General features: G+C 40.7%; 11 protein-coding genes. 6 read left to right on the forward strand and 5 right to left on the reverse strand.

Annotated features, from left to right (window positions below; all coding sequences use genetic code 11):
* Position 1 precedes the first annotated feature (1 nt).
* The gene (locus tag BSAG_RS02185; protein WP_004314976.1) at positions 2–1258 is read right to left on the reverse strand and encodes an efflux RND transporter periplasmic adaptor subunit; all 1257 of its coding nucleotides are present in this window, start codon (positions 1256–1258) and stop codon (positions 2–4) included.
* A 271-nt stretch (positions 1259–1529) separates the two neighbouring features.
* Here BSAG_RS02185 and BSAG_RS02180 point away from each other — a divergent pair, with 271 nt between their 5' ends.
* Complete coding sequence (locus tag BSAG_RS02180; protein ID WP_008643980.1) at positions 1530–3746, forward strand: patatin-like phospholipase family protein; 2217 nt, start codon at positions 1530–1532, stop codon at positions 3744–3746.
* A gap of 424 nt (positions 3747–4170) precedes the next feature.
* Here the strand turns inward: BSAG_RS02180 and BSAG_RS02175 are convergent, their stop codons facing one another.
* From BSAG_RS02175 to BSAG_RS02160, 4 genes are all read right to left on the reverse strand, one after another.
* Entirely contained in the window at positions 4171–5631 is a 1461-nt protein-coding gene (locus tag BSAG_RS02175; protein WP_004314979.1) for a carboxypeptidase-like regulatory domain-containing protein, read from the reverse strand.
* A gap of 47 nt (positions 5632–5678) precedes the next feature.
* Positions 5679–6896: a hypothetical protein gene (locus BSAG_RS02170; protein ID WP_004314980.1), complete on the reverse strand. Its 1218-nt coding sequence runs from the start codon at positions 6894–6896 to the stop codon at positions 5679–5681.
* Between the two features lie 6 nt (positions 6897–6902).
* Positions 6903–7652, reverse strand: coding sequence for a YjbH domain-containing protein (locus BSAG_RS02165; RefSeq protein WP_004325599.1), 750 nt, complete (start codon positions 7650–7652; stop codon positions 6903–6905).
* A gap of 414 nt (positions 7653–8066) precedes the next feature.
* A complete protein-coding gene (locus BSAG_RS02160; RefSeq protein WP_004314983.1) occupies positions 8067–9020 on the reverse strand; it encodes a tyrosine-type DNA invertase cluster 3b in 954 nt (317 codons plus the stop codon).
* 1014 nt (positions 9021–10034) lie between these two features.
* Here BSAG_RS02160 and BSAG_RS02155 point away from each other — a divergent pair.
* The 5 genes from BSAG_RS02155 to BSAG_RS02135 all read left to right on the forward strand — a co-directional run bounded on the left by BSAG_RS02155 (position 10035) and on the right by BSAG_RS02135 (position 15131).
* On the forward strand, positions 10035–11222 hold the full coding sequence (locus BSAG_RS02155; RefSeq protein WP_004312586.1) for an ATP-binding protein: 1188 nt from the start codon (positions 10035–10037) through the stop codon (positions 11220–11222).
* Positions 11223–11345: 123 nt separating this feature from the next.
* A complete protein-coding gene (locus BSAG_RS02150; RefSeq protein ID WP_004306027.1) occupies positions 11346–11615 on the forward strand; it encodes a hypothetical protein in 270 nt (89 codons plus the stop codon).
* A 7-nt stretch (positions 11616–11622) separates the two neighbouring features.
* Positions 11623–12177 carry a 1-acyl-sn-glycerol-3-phosphate acyltransferase gene (locus BSAG_RS02145; RefSeq protein WP_004312588.1) on the forward strand — a complete coding sequence of 185 codons (555 nt, stop codon included), beginning with the start codon at positions 11623–11625 and terminating at the stop codon, positions 12175–12177.
* A 37-nt stretch (positions 12178–12214) separates the two neighbouring features.
* The gene (locus BSAG_RS02140) at positions 12215–12991 is read left to right on the forward strand and encodes an amidohydrolase (RefSeq protein ID WP_004312590.1); all 777 of its coding nucleotides are present in this window, start codon (positions 12215–12217) and stop codon (positions 12989–12991) included.
* A 148-nt stretch (positions 12992–13139) separates the two neighbouring features.
* Positions 13140–15131, forward strand: coding sequence for a glucosamine-6-phosphate deaminase (locus BSAG_RS02135; RefSeq protein ID WP_004312593.1), 1992 nt, complete (start codon positions 13140–13142; stop codon positions 15129–15131).
* Positions 15132–15185 lie beyond the last annotated feature (54 nt).

Raw genomic sequence — 15185 nt, forward strand, 5'->3', positions numbered from 1 at the left:
TTTATTCTCCTTTCGCGTTATCCTTCGTTCCGGTAGTGTTTTCTTTTACTCCGGTCACTTCATTTTTTGTCGTAGTTATACTGTCCCCAGCTTCGGCTTCCGGATCACTGACCCGTACTTTCATGCCCGGAGTCAACTTATGGAACCCTTCTACAACCACCATTTCTCCTTCTGCCAGTCCTCTTTCTACCACCACATTATTCCCGACTTCCGGTCCTAATTCGATAAAACGTTTCTCTACCGCATTATCTTTGCGCATGGTATAAATATATGCTCCACCCTTTTCGATGGTAACGGCTTTCATCGGAACAACAAGTGCACCTTCACGAACATCCAGCAACAACTTTACCTTTGTAAATTGTCCCGGCAACAATACTTGTTTCGGATTCGGCATTTCTGCACGTACAGAGAAAGTTCCGGTTTGAGGATCGACTTGCGGTTCGGCAAAATCCACATATCCTTTAAATGGATAGACGGTATTATCCGCCAATGTAATGGTAATATTCGGCTGCCAGGAACGGGTGGAATCCTGCTGTCCCAAATTAATGTTTCTTTCTTTACTCTTCAAATAATCGAGTGCTGTCATACTGAAATCCACCAACACTGTATCACTCTTCACAATGGTAGCAAGCAATGATTTTCCTCCGGGACCGACTAACGTACCCAAGTCCACATTTCTTTCACTAATGTGTCCCGATAAAGGCGAACGAACAATGGTATAACCCAATTCCAGTTCAGCCTGTGCCAAATCCGCCTCGCTCATGGCTACCGTTGCCTCGGCACTTTCATAAGCGGCTTCCGCATTATCCAAGTCCAACTGACTTGCAGCGTTCTGTTCAAACAACGGACGGATACGTTTTAAATCACGTTCCGCTTTCAAAGCCTGCGCTTCGTCTTTTTTCAATTGCGCTCTGGCTTTATCTGCTTTGGCACGATACTGGTCCTGGTTGATTACAAACAAAACCTGATTCTTATTGACATATGTCCCTTCGGCAAAAAGCATATTTTCCAGATAACCTTCCACACGGGCGCGTACTTCGACGAACTGTTGGGCACGAATACGCCCCACATATTCTCCGTATATCTCTACGTCGTCTTTCACTACCGGTTCAACAATGACTGTCGGCATTTCCGGCGCAGCCTTCTGAGGTCGGGTCAGTATCCAATACACACCCAACACAACTACCATACACATAATAGCAGCAATGGTTCTCTTTCTCCTCAGTTTCAACTCATGTTTCGAAAAGAATAATCTCATATCGAATCTTATTATTTAATTTAACTTATGTTTGTTCTATATCCTTATTTACAACTCATATACCAAAAATGCGTTACCTGCATTATTTGCTTAAAATCAAAGCATTAGATATTTCTTCGTTTTGCAGAAAGTGTGGAAATTCACTGTATGGTGTAGAAAAAATCCACATTTCCGACTTTTGGAACATTTTTTTTAGTTCCCATTTCAACAACTAAACAAATTATGCTCTACATTTGTATTATATTAAACATCAACACTAGACCACATCCTAATGAAAAAACAAATCTTTTCAACATTAGTTTTATCAATTGGCATCTTATTGCCTTTTTCTTTGCATTCTCAAGAGCAAAGGAAAAAGGTAGGTGTCGTTCTAAGCGGCGGCGGTGCCAAAGGAATGGCACACATCAAAGCACTGAAAGTAATTGAGGAAGCCGGAATCCCTATCGACTACATAGCCGGTACCAGTATGGGAGCTATCGTAGGTGGCCTTTATGCCATCGGTTATACTACGGAACAATTGGACAGCATGGTACGGAAACAAGATTGGACATTCCTGTTGAGCGACCGTATCAAACGAAGTGCCATGTCATTGACTGATCGTGAACGGTCTGAAAAATATACAGTCTCTATCCCTTTCACCAAAACTCCCAAAGATGCTGCTACCGGAGGACTCATGAAAGGGCAAAATCTGGCCAACCTATTTTCAGACCTCACTGTGGGGTATCATGACTCTATCGACTTCAATAAACTTCCCATTCCTTTTGCTTGTGTGGCAGCCAATGTTGTCAATGGAGAGCAAATTGTATTCCATGACGGAATACTCTCAACCGCTATGCGTGCCAGCATGGCTATTCCGGGTGTATTCACTCCGGTACGGCAAGACAGCATGGTATTAGTGGACGGCGGCATTGTAAACAACTATCCGGCAGATGTTGTAAAAGCCATGGGAGCCGATATTATTATCGGAGTAGACGTGCAGAATGCTTTGAAGAAGGCTGACAAGCTCAACAGCGTCCCCGATATTCTGGGGCAGATTGTAGACATCACCTGCCAGTCTAACCATGAAAAAAATGTAGACCTCACAGACACTTATATCCGTGTCAATGTGGAGGGATATTCATCTGCCAGTTTTACTCCGGCTGCCATCGACACTCTGATGCGAAGAGGCGAAGAAGCGGCTAAAGAACAATGGAATTCGTTGCTTGCCTTGAAAAAGAAGATAGGAATAACCGAAGATTATACTCCGAAGCAACATGGCCCTTATTCTTCTCTTTCCAATGCACGCACAGTTTATGTGACGGACATCTCATTTTCCGGTGTAGAGGTGGATGATAAAAAATGGCTGATGAAGAAATGTAATCTGAAAGAAAACAGTGACATTACCACTCTACAAATAGAACAGGCCTTGTATCAATTACGTGGCAGCCAATCCTATTCCAGTGCCAGCTATACGTTGAAAGAGACTCCTGAAGGTTATCACCTCAACTTCCTGTTGCAGGAAAAATATGAAAGAAGAATCAATCTGGGCATCCGTTTCGATTCGGAAGAAATCGCGTCTTTGTTGGTGAATGCAACGGCAGACCTCAAAACTCATATTCCTTCCCGTCTGGCTCTTACCGGTCGATTGGGTAAACGATATGCTGCCCGCATAGACTATACGCTGGAACCCATGCAGCAACGTAATTTCAACTTCTCGTATATGTTCCAATACAACGATATCAACATTTACGAGGAAGGTGACCGCGCCTATAATACAACGTATAAATATCATCTGGCAGAATTCGGTTTCTCCGATGTATGGTACAAGAATTTCCGCTTCGGACTCGGTCTGCGTTTTGAATATTACAAGTACAAAGATTTCCTGTTCAAGAAACCTGAAATCTCCGATCTGAAAGTAGAATCCGAACACTTTCTAAGTTATTTTGCCCAAGTGCAATATAATACTTATGATAAAGGACGCTTCCCTTCTAAAGGAAGTGACTTCAGAGCTACCTATTCGCTTTATACGGATAACATGGCACAATACAACGACCATGCTCCATTTTCAGCATTGAATGCTTCGTGGGCAAGTGTCATCCCTGTGACCCGCCGTTTCTCCGTCATTCCTTCCATTTATGGACGTATCCTGATCGGAAGAGATTTTCCTTATCCACTACAAAATGCCATTGGCGGTGACGTACCCGGTTTCTATATTCCACAGCAATTGCCGTTTGCCGGGGTTACCAACCTGGAATTGATGGATAACACCATAATGATTGCGTCTATTAAATTCAGACAACGCATGGGAGCCATTCATTATCTCACGCTGACGGGTAATTACGGGCTAACGGATAGTAATTTCTTCGATATATTGAAAGGCAAGCAATTATTCGGTGTTAGTGCAGGTTATGGAATGGACAGCATCTTCGGACCATTGGAAATATCGTTGGGGTATTCCAATCAGACGGACAAAGGAAGTTGTTTTGTGAATTTAGGGTATTACTTCTAGTCAAATCTAGTCAACAAAGAATATAATAACACTCCAAGAAAGACAGATTTTAGCAATACTACTTGCAGTAATACAGTATTTTCGAAGAGCAAAAGAGGAGACCGCTTCACAGTGACCTCCTCCTTCTATACTCTATATGAACATGCTCCAAAAGGGTTTATTGAAAAAAAAGGAGTACATTCAAAAGGGTTTTATCTTAAATTGAATAATCAAAACTTAATTATACTGCTATCAACTAGACAAACAATATCAAAATCATATCAACGATCTTCACAGACAGTTGATATTCAGGGAAATATGCATCAAAATAAGATCTGATGCGTGGCCCCGATTAGGTAAAGATGTACCTCTGTACTTTTTCCTAATCGGCTAAGGCAGGGATTCAATGCTACAAACGAATCCAAGCCCCTTACTATAAAACATCTTAAATACTACCACCCTTACCGCCGCTATGTGTCGGATTATAAGTAACCGTCTTATATTGATGATCCGTTCCGGTATAACGAGTTGCTGTAATCGAAACCGTCTTGTTTTGACCATTAAACTTTACATTAGCCGTCAATGTGGTAGTACGAGCCTTTGCATAGCAAGTATAACTCATAGTGGTGTATCCGTTTACATTTACAGTGTTATAAACACGTTCAGTTTCCGTAATGCCAGATACCGATCCCATTAATGAGAACATACGAGTTTTCATGAAAGCAACCATTGCATTCACCGTTTTTGTATCTTCAGCACTAGCACCAGCTCCTAATTGCGATTTAACTTCAGCAACAAGACCAGCATCATTCTTATCATAGTCCCAACCAGACTTTTCCTTATATTTCAATTCAATGCCAGTCACCGCTTTAGCATTCTCGCTATTATCACGACTAGCTTGTCCTAGAATATTAGTTGTCACAGTTTCATTACTAATCTTGCTGTATACTTTATTCTCTATAGCATAAGCAGAGAAGTGATCGACATCGGCTGTATATGCAGTGACAGCTCCATTTTCTGTAGTAGAAGATACATTTTTAATTACATTTCCATCATTATCTTTTGCATCTCCCCATTCTCCTGTATCTGGATTCTGATAAGTAAGTATCATATCAGCATCAGCAAATGTTATTCCAGGGATAGGATTAGGAATAGAAATCGTAACATCATTTTTAAATTTCAAACCAGACGGTTCAAATTTAGCAGCAGCTAAAGGTATGCTTTTTTCTACATTTTGATTCACTTCTTCAGCCTTCACTTCAGTAGTCACTTCTGCAGGAGCAGGAACAAAGGTTGTTACACTAATGCCAACATTCCCATCACTAATAAGGCTTGCACTAGCTTCTGTATCAATTGCACCTGCCGGTATTGCCAATTCGACTTTCACGAGTGGTTTATCCTCTACCACTACTTCCGGAGCAACTTCTCCCGGATCTTCAATGGTAGTATTAGATTCACTATTATCCTCTACTTTAATTTCTTCTTCTGCAGTTACTGACACCGTTTCTTTCCGACTTTCCTTTGTCAGAGCCAGAGCTACCGTTACCACACTACGATTCTCTGCATTCTCTGCAATGACAACTGACGTTTTCTGTGAAAGATATCCATTAGAAGACGCTTCAATACTATAAGTACCTGTAGCACTTTCTGTAACAGAGAACTTACCATTCGAGTCGGTTGTGTAATTTTTACTACCCACTTTTACCTTTACCCCATTCATTGCTTCTCCCCCAGAAGTCACCGTACCCATAATGTAATACTCCACTACCGGTTTTGGAGTTTCAATTACTTCCCCTTCTGCCGGTTTCGGATCGTCATCATCATCGTGACAGGCTACTGTCGCAAAAGTTAACATACCCAAGGCTATCGCCATGGCACCCACATAAAACCATTTTACACTTTTCATAATGTTTCAATTTTGTTAAAAATACTAGTTAAAATATCAATCATGTTTCACTTCTCACTCGTTTTAATCAAATAATATCGAATATAATCCGGCTGCCAAAAATGTGAATTCTCTGCCGACTTAGGTTCAACAGTATAACTTTCGCCCAACGAACGATGGGCATATTCATTCCCGCTACGCATATCATACTGAAAAGCAAAATATTCGGGAAGCATTACCCGTAGCAGATGTCGCTTGCGTTTCTTTCCCGGTAATGGAATAGAAAAGTTGAATCCTGCATTCGTTGCTCCATTTGTATACATACCATATATACCTACAATATATTCGCCGAAGTAGCGTGAAAGAGTTCCGCGTACCCCATAATCGCCATAAATAAAACGATCTCCTTCTACTTTCACCAAGGTGTTCACTTCCGGAATATAATATCCTACACTAATTTGTCCATTGACTCTTTTCCATTGACTCATTTTCCATTCGCTACCATAGAAATGAGCAGAGCCGGTTATTCCTCCTCCACCTTCTACCGTCCACTGACCATTTGCTGAAAAATAGCCGATGCCTGCTGCAAGTCCTTGACGGTCATTCGAGAAACTACCGCCTGTGAGGTATCCTTTCCAATGATTAGCCAAGCGAAAATCCTGACGAAAAGTCATGTATCCCAGGCGAACGCAGTTCCACTTGCCATCTTCATTACTTACAATAGGCAAAGAAACCTGCATCCGTAGTGAGGCGCCTTTCCATAATTGCATTTCCACGGCAGGTTGCAACTCGAGAGCCGCTTTATACAACTTATAAGTTACATTATTGACTAACATCACGTTGGGATATACTACCAAATCGACCTTACCGAAAGAACTTTCTTTTCGTTTTACGCCTTTCAGCTGCCGTACAGCAGTTTCGGTAGAAGTAGTCATCCCCATCTTGCGATACACTTCATCCAACGCACATTCACCGGCTTGATATTTTTGAATCAATTCTGCAGGGATGGTTATGCATAATTGTGGTAAGGCATTATCTAATATAAGTAGCTGCAAAGTCGGTATTTCCGGTATAATAACCAAATGGCGTATGGCAATACCGATTCCATTATAAATACCTCTATAAGCAGAGGTCTCAAAAGCCGCAGTTATCGTGTCCCTTTTCTCCACAACTGAAATATTCTCCATATCCAACTCTTTCAGTGTCTCGCTCACACGAACTGGCTGTGCCTGTAACAAAGAAATACCACAGAGAAAAACAGCGGTCGCACTAACAATCCTTTTCATCTTCTTTTAATGCATTAATGTACATTCATACCGCAGACCGGCGGAAACACATGTAAATTCACGAGTAAACACATTGACGGACAAATGCTTCCAAAAGCGCATGGCAGCACCCATATTCCATCCACGCGTATCATATTCCACCATCAACTTCAATTCTTTGCAAAAAGAAGGCGTATAGCGGACACCTCCGAAAGGTCCTTTATTAAATACACGACAATCACCTTGATGAATATACCATCCGGCCGTTACAGCCAATTGGTCTCCCGAACGAAATCCGATAGTCTTTGTCAACACACCATAATAAGCTCCCCAATATGGAGTCTTCTTCTCTGTCAAAAGATCATCTCCACCAATCACAACAGCTGGGAAATAGCGACTTTCTTTTAGCGGACGAATACGAATCGTATTAGAACGGTCCTGATTATGATAACCCGTCCTGCCTGTACCGGTTGTCATTTTGAGTAATGTCATCCGGTAAGTGAATTCGATAAAAGAGAAAAGAGTCATATCTACAAAATAGTTCATGGTAGGAAAACTGAAAACCGATGGAGTAACTTGCTCGGGTAAGAAATTGACTCCTCCCATAAATGTACCGGTCTCCTGCATTTCAGCGGTAGGTATCATCAACTGCCCCGTTGTTCCCATGGAATATTGCGCGTGAACCAGACCGCTCATCGGAATGAGTATCAGAAATAGAATACTACCTTTTAACGAAATAAATGGCTTATTCCTAAAAGCCGCTTTAGTTTGTTTCATCTTTATTTGTATGTTATACTTTTAAATAGAGATATTCTCAAAACTTTTTTGATTAATCCACTATTTTTACCTTATATAATTCCGTTACTTCTTAGGTAACGGAAAACACACAATCAAGACCAATCGGAATGAGAACAGAGAAAAACATCGACAATTACAGTGGTAGAAGAGTTTTTGCCTTTAGCGAAGGGGGAAATTCTTTTTAAGACAGGACATATAAATCAGAGGGCATGAAGATATGATTATTTCATGTTCAGATTTTTTTTTGCCGTATGCATCAGATAAAACGAAAAAAAATGGGAGAATATTTGTTTGCTATTTATATTTTTGTCTATCTTTGCGTCACATTTGATTCCGTTACCTAAGAAGTAACGGATACATTTAAATACTGATTATTAAAGCTTTGCCTATCTATCACCTACTTACATTGTAATTTTTAACGTAAGATAAATTCTTTCTATTCACTTCTGTGCGTTCTCTTAATCCAAAGCCTTTCAGATATATTTGTGTGGTTTTAATAGATTTGTGTCCCAGCGATTCACTAATCATTTCAATCGGAACTCCGCGATACTTGGCAGTAGTGGCCCAAGAATGTCGGAAGGTATATGAAGTGACGGGTGAGTCCAGGCGCAACACTCTCGCCAAATCCTTCAAAGAATTATTAAAACGACGAAGAGCAGACTGATATTCTTTATATGCTTTTTCATCTTTCCGCTTCTTATCACCATGCAGAATATCGAATAAATAGTCGGGACAATCAGGAAGAGCGGGTTTATTGCTTCGAAGCTGATTCACCATCTCTTTTGCACTTTCCAGAATTTCCAGGCTTATAGGTGTTTTAGTCTTGATACGGTTATATTGAAGCACATTCCGGTCTAAAGCAGATTTCTCCAAATGCGCCAAATCCGCGAATGACATTCCACAGAACTGAAACATCAGAGCTGCAATCGTCTGCGTACGACGCAAACGTTCGGATTTCGGGTCCTCATACAGTAGTTTGTGCAATTCGGTCACAGGCAATGCTTTCTTTTGCCGAATATCCACGCCTGTATAGACATCATGAAACAACCGGGGAACATAAGGGGCACTTCCCGCTTCTACTCCCCGATTATAGATACTACGCAACATACGCATATAAGTAGAAACCGTATTGAGCTTTAATCCGGACCCGTAAAGATGCTGTCCATAGCATCGTAAACACTCCCGGGTGACTTGCCTGAACGATATGTTACCTGTTCCACAAAACTTACTAAAAGAAAAAAGAGCATTCTTATAAACATGAGCGGTAGAATATCGCCCTTCTTTTCGCAAACGCTCAATGTACGCTCCGGCACATTGGCTAAATCCATTTTTATTCATTTTTTGCATCACTAGTTATTTTAGATTATACAATATATAGAGAAAGAACAAAAGTAAGCTACTTTATGATTGCAGCTATTATAAAAAAAGAAAAGTAAAAGAAAACCTTCACTCGCGTGGAAGTTATTCTTTTACTTTCCTATAACGTTCTGAATTTATTCACCATATAGGCCGCAGAAGTGAATCTTATTCATGTCTGCACTGTTTTCACCACAGAGTACACAGAGGGCACAGAGGTGAATCTGTTTTATGACTTACGGTTGTGACCCTAATTTTGATGCGTAATCCTCCTACTATAAAGTTGAAAAAACATGAAAACATCTGCCACCTGCAACCAAACGCGTGTAATGCACTAGTTGATAAATAGTTGGAGCGTTGCAGATACCTGCGGCAGATAGGTTGCAGATAAAGTATCTGCCACACAGTATAAACCTTACATAAGCCAATTCTCTAGGAGGGCAAAAGTTTATTGTATACATTAACTTCCCGTTTCCAGGCGGGGAACTGTCGTTTCCGGCATTAGAAATTACAGTTTCCACGGCAGGAAACGAGAGTTCCTAAGGCGAGACACTACAGTTTCCACGTAAGGATACTGTCGTTTCCCCGTAGAGACACCACCATTTCTCCACGGAGTCACCCCAATTATCCCATAGCTTTGCACAAAGGAATCCAGGCTTTTTCTTTGATTATATAACGTGTTGCAGATACTTTATCTGCAACCTATCTGCCGCAGGTATCTGCAACGTTCCAACTATTTATTAATTAGTGTGTTACACGCTTTTCGTTGCAGGTGGCAGATGTTTTTATGTTTTTCAACTTTATAGTAGACCAAACTTTCATTCATTTCTGCACCGTTTCATTCATTTTTATACTCTTTAATTTCATGATTAAAGAAAAGATAAAGAATTGTAGATTTAAAATGATACAAAGCAACTTATTGTGTATATTTGCGTTATTTATTGAGTAAAACTAATCAATATATTGAGTAAAAGTACTCATTCTATTGAATAAACAACAGAAAACATGTATAAAAGAGTTCAATATCAAACGATTACAAAAAGACTAAAAGAGCCTCGACATTTCCTGCAAGTAGTGTTAGGACCTCGCCAAGTTGGAAAGACTACAGTCATCAAACAAGTAGTCAATGATCTGAATCTACCTTATCAAATCTATTCGGCAGATAGTATTCCTGCTACACAGACATCTTGGATTTCAGACTGTTGGAATACGGCAAGAGTACAGATGCGAGTAGAAAAATTATCTGAATTTATTCTGATAATCGATGAAATTCAAAAAATAAAAAATTGGAGTGAAGTAGTCAAAAAAGAATGGGATGCAGATACATTCAATGATATTAATATGAAAGTCGTTCTTCTCGGCTCTTCACGTGTATTGTTAGAAAAGGGATTATCAGACTCGATGATGGGTCGCTTTGAAGAGATAAGAATGACACACTGGTCGTATCCGGAAATGCGGGATGCATTTAATATGAGTCTGGAACAGTATCTTTATTTCGGTGGATACCCGGGAGCAGCTTTTTTGATAGAAGATGAAGAACGCTGGGGACAATATATCAATGGAGCAATCATAGATGCCACTATCAATAAAGATATTTTATACGATTCCCCAATTAGCAAACCGGCATTATTACGGCAAACTTTTGAACTGGGAACTTCTTATTCCGGTGAAATCGTATCGCTGACCAAAATGGTAGGAGCATTACAAGACGCTGGAAATACAACAACGCTAGCAGGATATTTAAACTTACTGGGAGATAGCGGCTTACTGACCGGTTTACAAAAGTTTGCAATGGACAAGTCGCGCCAAAGAGCAAGCGCTCCTAAATTTCAGGTATTCAACAATGCTTTAAAAACCGTATATAATGATTTGACTTTTAAGGAGGCTATTCTCAACAGAAAAGAATGGGGACGTATTTTTGAATCTGCAATTGGTGCACATATTGTTTCCAACGCATTTACTGGTAACTATGAAGTATTTTACTGGAGAGAAAAAGATAAGGAAGTAGATTATATATTGAAAAAGAAAAACCGGATTGTAGCCATAGAAGTAAAAAGCAACAGTGAAATGTATAATGCAGGACTAGAAGAAATACGCAAAATGTATCAACCGTATGCTAGTTTCGTAGTCGGAGAAGGGGGCATGAAAGCCGAACAATTCTTAAGTATCAATCCTGCGAAGTTATTTGAATAAAGAAATACAGCAAGAAGATGCAGGCTTGAATAATGTTTTTCCCCGTATTATTCGCTAGAATCAAAGAAAGTACCTATCTTTACCGCAAGTATTTTTTATTATTCACCATTAAATGTAAAGATTATGGCAAGTAGAAGAGAACTCAAAAAGAACGTAAACTATATCGCAGGAGAATTATTCACCGAGTGTTTAATCAACAGTATGTTCATCCCTGGCACAGACAAGGTGAAAGCAGATGAACTGATGGCAGAGGTACTGAAGATGCAGGATGAATTTGTTACTCGCATCAGCCACACAGAACCGGGCAACGTGAAAGGTTTTTATAAGAAATTCCGTGCTGATTTTAATGCAAAGGTAAACGAGATTATTGAAGCTATAGGGAAATTGAACTAACAACAGAATGAAAAAAGCAATTTATAGCTTTATCTATTACCGCCTGTTAGGGTGGAAGACAAACGTTACGGTGCCTAATTATGACAAATGCGTGATATGTGCCGCTCCACACACAACAAACCTTGATTTATTTATTGGAAAACTATTTTATGGTGCTATAGGCCGTAAGACAAGTTTCATGATGAAAAAGGAATGGTTTTTCTTTCCGCTTGGAATCTTTTTCAAAGCAGTTGGCGGAATTCCCGTCGACCGCAGTCGAAAAACTTCGCTAGTAGATCAGATGGTTCATAAATTTGCCGAATATAAAAAGTTTAATTTGGCTATCACTCCCGAAGGAACCCGTAAAGCGAATCCAAACTGGAAAAAAGGCTTTTATTTTATAGCCTTGAAAGCACAGGTTCCTATCGTTCTGATTGGTATTGATTACAGCAAAAAAACGATTTCGGCAACGAAAGCTATCATGCCGTCAGGAGATATTAATAAGGACATGAGAGAAATCAAACTTTACTTCAAGGATTTCAAAGGAAAACATCCGGAGAATTTCGCTCTTGGAGAAATATGATTTAAGTATTAGGTATTAAGTATAATACTTAGTTATCATGGAGTCTATCCGTATTTCTATCATACAAACCGATATTGTTTGGGAAAATAAACAAGAAAATCTCCGTTTGCTCCACGAAAAGCTGCAAAGTCTTCGTGGAATAACGGAGATTGTTGTTTTACCGGAGATGTTTTCTACCGGATTCAGTATGCAGAGTAAAATACTGGCAGAGCCAAATTCCGGGGAAACCATTACAACACTCAAACAATGGGCCGCCAAATTCCAGCTAGCCATTTGCGGAAGCTATATAGCAACAGAGAACGAACAGTTTTATAACCGTGCGTTCTTTCTGACGCCGGAAGGAGAAGAGTTCTATTATGACAAACGACATCTGTTTCGTATGGGACGGGAAGCTGAACACTTTTCGGCCGGTGATAAACGACTCATCATCCCCTATCATGGATGGAATATCTGTCTGCTGGTTTGCTATGACCTTCGTTTCCCTGTATGGAGCCGAAACGTAGGCAACGAGTACGACCTTTTAATATATGTAGCCAACTGGCCTATCCCCCGCCGTCTGGTTTGGGATACTCTACTCCGGGCACGCGCTTTAGAAAATCAATGCTATGTATGCGGTGTCAACAGAGTAGGTACAGACGGGTACCAACTTTCATATAATGGAGGAAGTAAAGTCTACTCCGCTTTCGGAGAAGAAATCGGCTCAATTCCAGATGAAAAGGAAGGAATAACGACTGTCAGTGTAAATCTCACTGCTCTCAACCAATTCAGAGAGAAGTTCCCGGTATGGAAAGATGCAGACGAATTCCATCTATAACATTTGCCAAATAACAAATGTTAAAAACAGATTCATGTAGCAACAATACCTAGAATTCGGTAGTTAATTATATAGACTTCTTTTGTATCTTTGTCGTGAAAATACAGTCGTAAGGACGCTAATCTTACATAACTTAATTAACAACTTTATGAAAACAAATCTTAGTTCTCAAATCAGTCTCCACCGGGTCTCCCCCAGATACTACAGACCGGAGAATGCATTTGAAAAATCAGTCTTGACAAGACTCGAAAAAATCCCTACGGACATCTACGAATCCGTAGAAGAAGGTGCTAACTATATTGCTCGCGAAATAGCACAGACCATCCGCGAAAAACAAAAAGCAGGACGCTTCTGCGTATTGGCACTCCCCGGAGGTGATTCGCCCAGCCACGTATATACCGAACTCATCCGCATGCATAAGGAAGAAGGTCTTAGCTTCCGCAATGTGATCGTATTTAATATGTATGAATATTATCCGTTGGCTCCCGATGCAATCAACAGCAACTTCAATGCTTTGAAGAGTATGTTGCTGGATCACATCGATATTGACAAACAAAATATATTCACTCCCGACGGAAGCATTGCCAAAGATACCATCTTCGAATATTGCCGTCTGTACGAACAACGCATCGAAAGCTTCGGAGGTATTGATATTGCCTTGTTGGGCATTGGCCGTGTAGGTAACATCGCGTTCAACGAACCGGGTTCCCGACTGAATTCTACCACTCGTCTGATTTTGTTGGATAATGCATCACGCAACGAAGCATCCAAGATTTTCGGAACGCTGGATAATACGCCGATCAGTTCTATTACAATGGGTGTATCCACTATCCTTGGCGCAAAGAAGGTTTATCTGCTTGCATGGGGGGAAAACAAAGCAGCTATGATTAAAGAATGTGTGGAAGGTGCGATCACTGACACTATTCCGGCTTCTTATCTGCAAACTCACAACAACGCGCATGTAGCTCTTGATCTTTCAGCAGCTATGAACTTAACACGTATCCAACGTCCGTGGCTGGTAACTTCTTGCGAATGGAATGATAAACTAATCCGTAGTGCCATCGTTTGGTTGTGTCAGTTGACCGGCAAACCGATTCTGAAGTTGACAAATAAAGACTATAACGAAAACGGTTTGAGTGAACTTCTGGCACTTTACGGTTCTGCGTACAATGTAAACATCAAAATCTTCAATGATTTACAGCACACCATTACCGGATGGCCGGGTGGCAAACCTAATGCTGATGACACCTACCGTCCGGAACGTGCAAAACCGTATCCGAAACGTGTAATCATTTTCTCTCCGCATCCGGATGATGACGTTATTTCGATGGGTGGTACGCTTCGTCGTTTGGTAGAGCAAAAACATGAAGTACACGTAGCTTACGAAACTTCCGGTAATATCGCCGTTGGTGACGAAGAAGTAGTTCGTTTCATGCATTTCATCAACGGATTCAACCAACTCTTCAATAACAGTGCAGATCAGGTTATCAATGAGAAATATGCAGAAATACGTAATTTCTTGAAAGAGAAGAAAGATGGTGATATGGACAGTCGTGACATTCTGACTATCAAAGGTCTGATTCGTCGTGGTGAAGCCCGTACGGCCTGTACTTATAACAATATACCATTGGAACGATGCCACTTCCTAGACTTGCCGTTCTATGAAACAGGTAAGATTCAGAAAAACCCGATCAGTGAAGCAGACGTGGAAATCGTACGTAACTTGCTTCGTGAAGTGAAACCTCATCAGATTTTCGTTGCAGGTGACTTGGCCGACCCGCACGGCACACACCGTGTATGTACGGACGCCGTATTCGCAGCCGTTGATCTTGAAAAAGAAGAAGGTGCCAAATGGCTGAAAGACTGCCGTATCTGGATGTACCGTGGTGCGTGGGCTGAATGGGAAATCGAAAATATTGAAATGGCAGTGCCGATCAGTCCGGAAGAACTTCGTGCAAAACGTAACTCTATCCTGAAACATCAGTCGCAGATGGAAAGCGCTCCGTTCTTGGGTAATGACGAACGTTTGTTCTGGCAACGTAGCGAAGACCGCAACCGTGGTACAGCTACTTTGTATGATAAGTTAGGACTGGCTTCTTACGAAGCAATGGAAGCATTTGTAGAATACGTTCCTTTATAAGAATAATATTCTTAATTAAGAGAATATAAAACAATGAAAGAAGAGTGGGAAGTT

Source organism: Bacteroides sp. D1 (assembly GCF_000157095.2).
Taxonomy (GTDB): domain Bacteria; phylum Bacteroidota; class Bacteroidia; order Bacteroidales; family Bacteroidaceae; genus Bacteroides; species Bacteroides xylanisolvens.

Coding starts and splice junctions, on each gene's coding strand:
- BSAG_RS02160 (WP_004314983.1), bottom strand. CDS start 9,020: ATGCAAAAAATGAATAAAAATGGATTTAGCCAATGTGCCGGAGCGTAC.
- BSAG_RS02140 (WP_004312590.1), top strand. CDS start 12,215: ATGGAGTCTATCCGTATTTCTATCATACAAACCGATATTGTTTGGGAA.
- BSAG_RS02165 (WP_004325599.1), bottom strand. CDS start 7,652: ATGAAACAAACTAAAGCGGCTTTTAGGAATAAGCCATTTATTTCGTTA.
- BSAG_RS02180 (WP_008643980.1), top strand. CDS start 1,530: ATGAAAAAACAAATCTTTTCAACATTAGTTTTATCAATTGGCATCTTA.
- BSAG_RS02175 (WP_004314979.1), bottom strand. CDS start 5,631: ATGAAAAGTGTAAAATGGTTTTATGTGGGTGCCATGGCGATAGCCTTG.
- BSAG_RS02145 (WP_004312588.1), top strand. CDS start 11,623: ATGAAAAAAGCAATTTATAGCTTTATCTATTACCGCCTGTTAGGGTGG.
- BSAG_RS02150 (WP_004306027.1), top strand. CDS start 11,346: ATGGCAAGTAGAAGAGAACTCAAAAAGAACGTAAACTATATCGCAGGA.
- BSAG_RS02135 (WP_004312593.1), top strand. CDS start 13,140: ATGAAAACAAATCTTAGTTCTCAAATCAGTCTCCACCGGGTCTCCCCC.
- BSAG_RS02170 (WP_004314980.1), bottom strand. CDS start 6,896: ATGAAAAGGATTGTTAGTGCGACCGCTGTTTTTCTCTGTGGTATTTCT.
- BSAG_RS02155 (WP_004312586.1), top strand. CDS start 10,035: ATGTATAAAAGAGTTCAATATCAAACGATTACAAAAAGACTAAAAGAG.
- BSAG_RS02185 (WP_004314976.1), bottom strand. CDS start 1,258: ATGAGATTATTCTTTTCGAAACATGAGTTGAAACTGAGGAGAAAGAGA.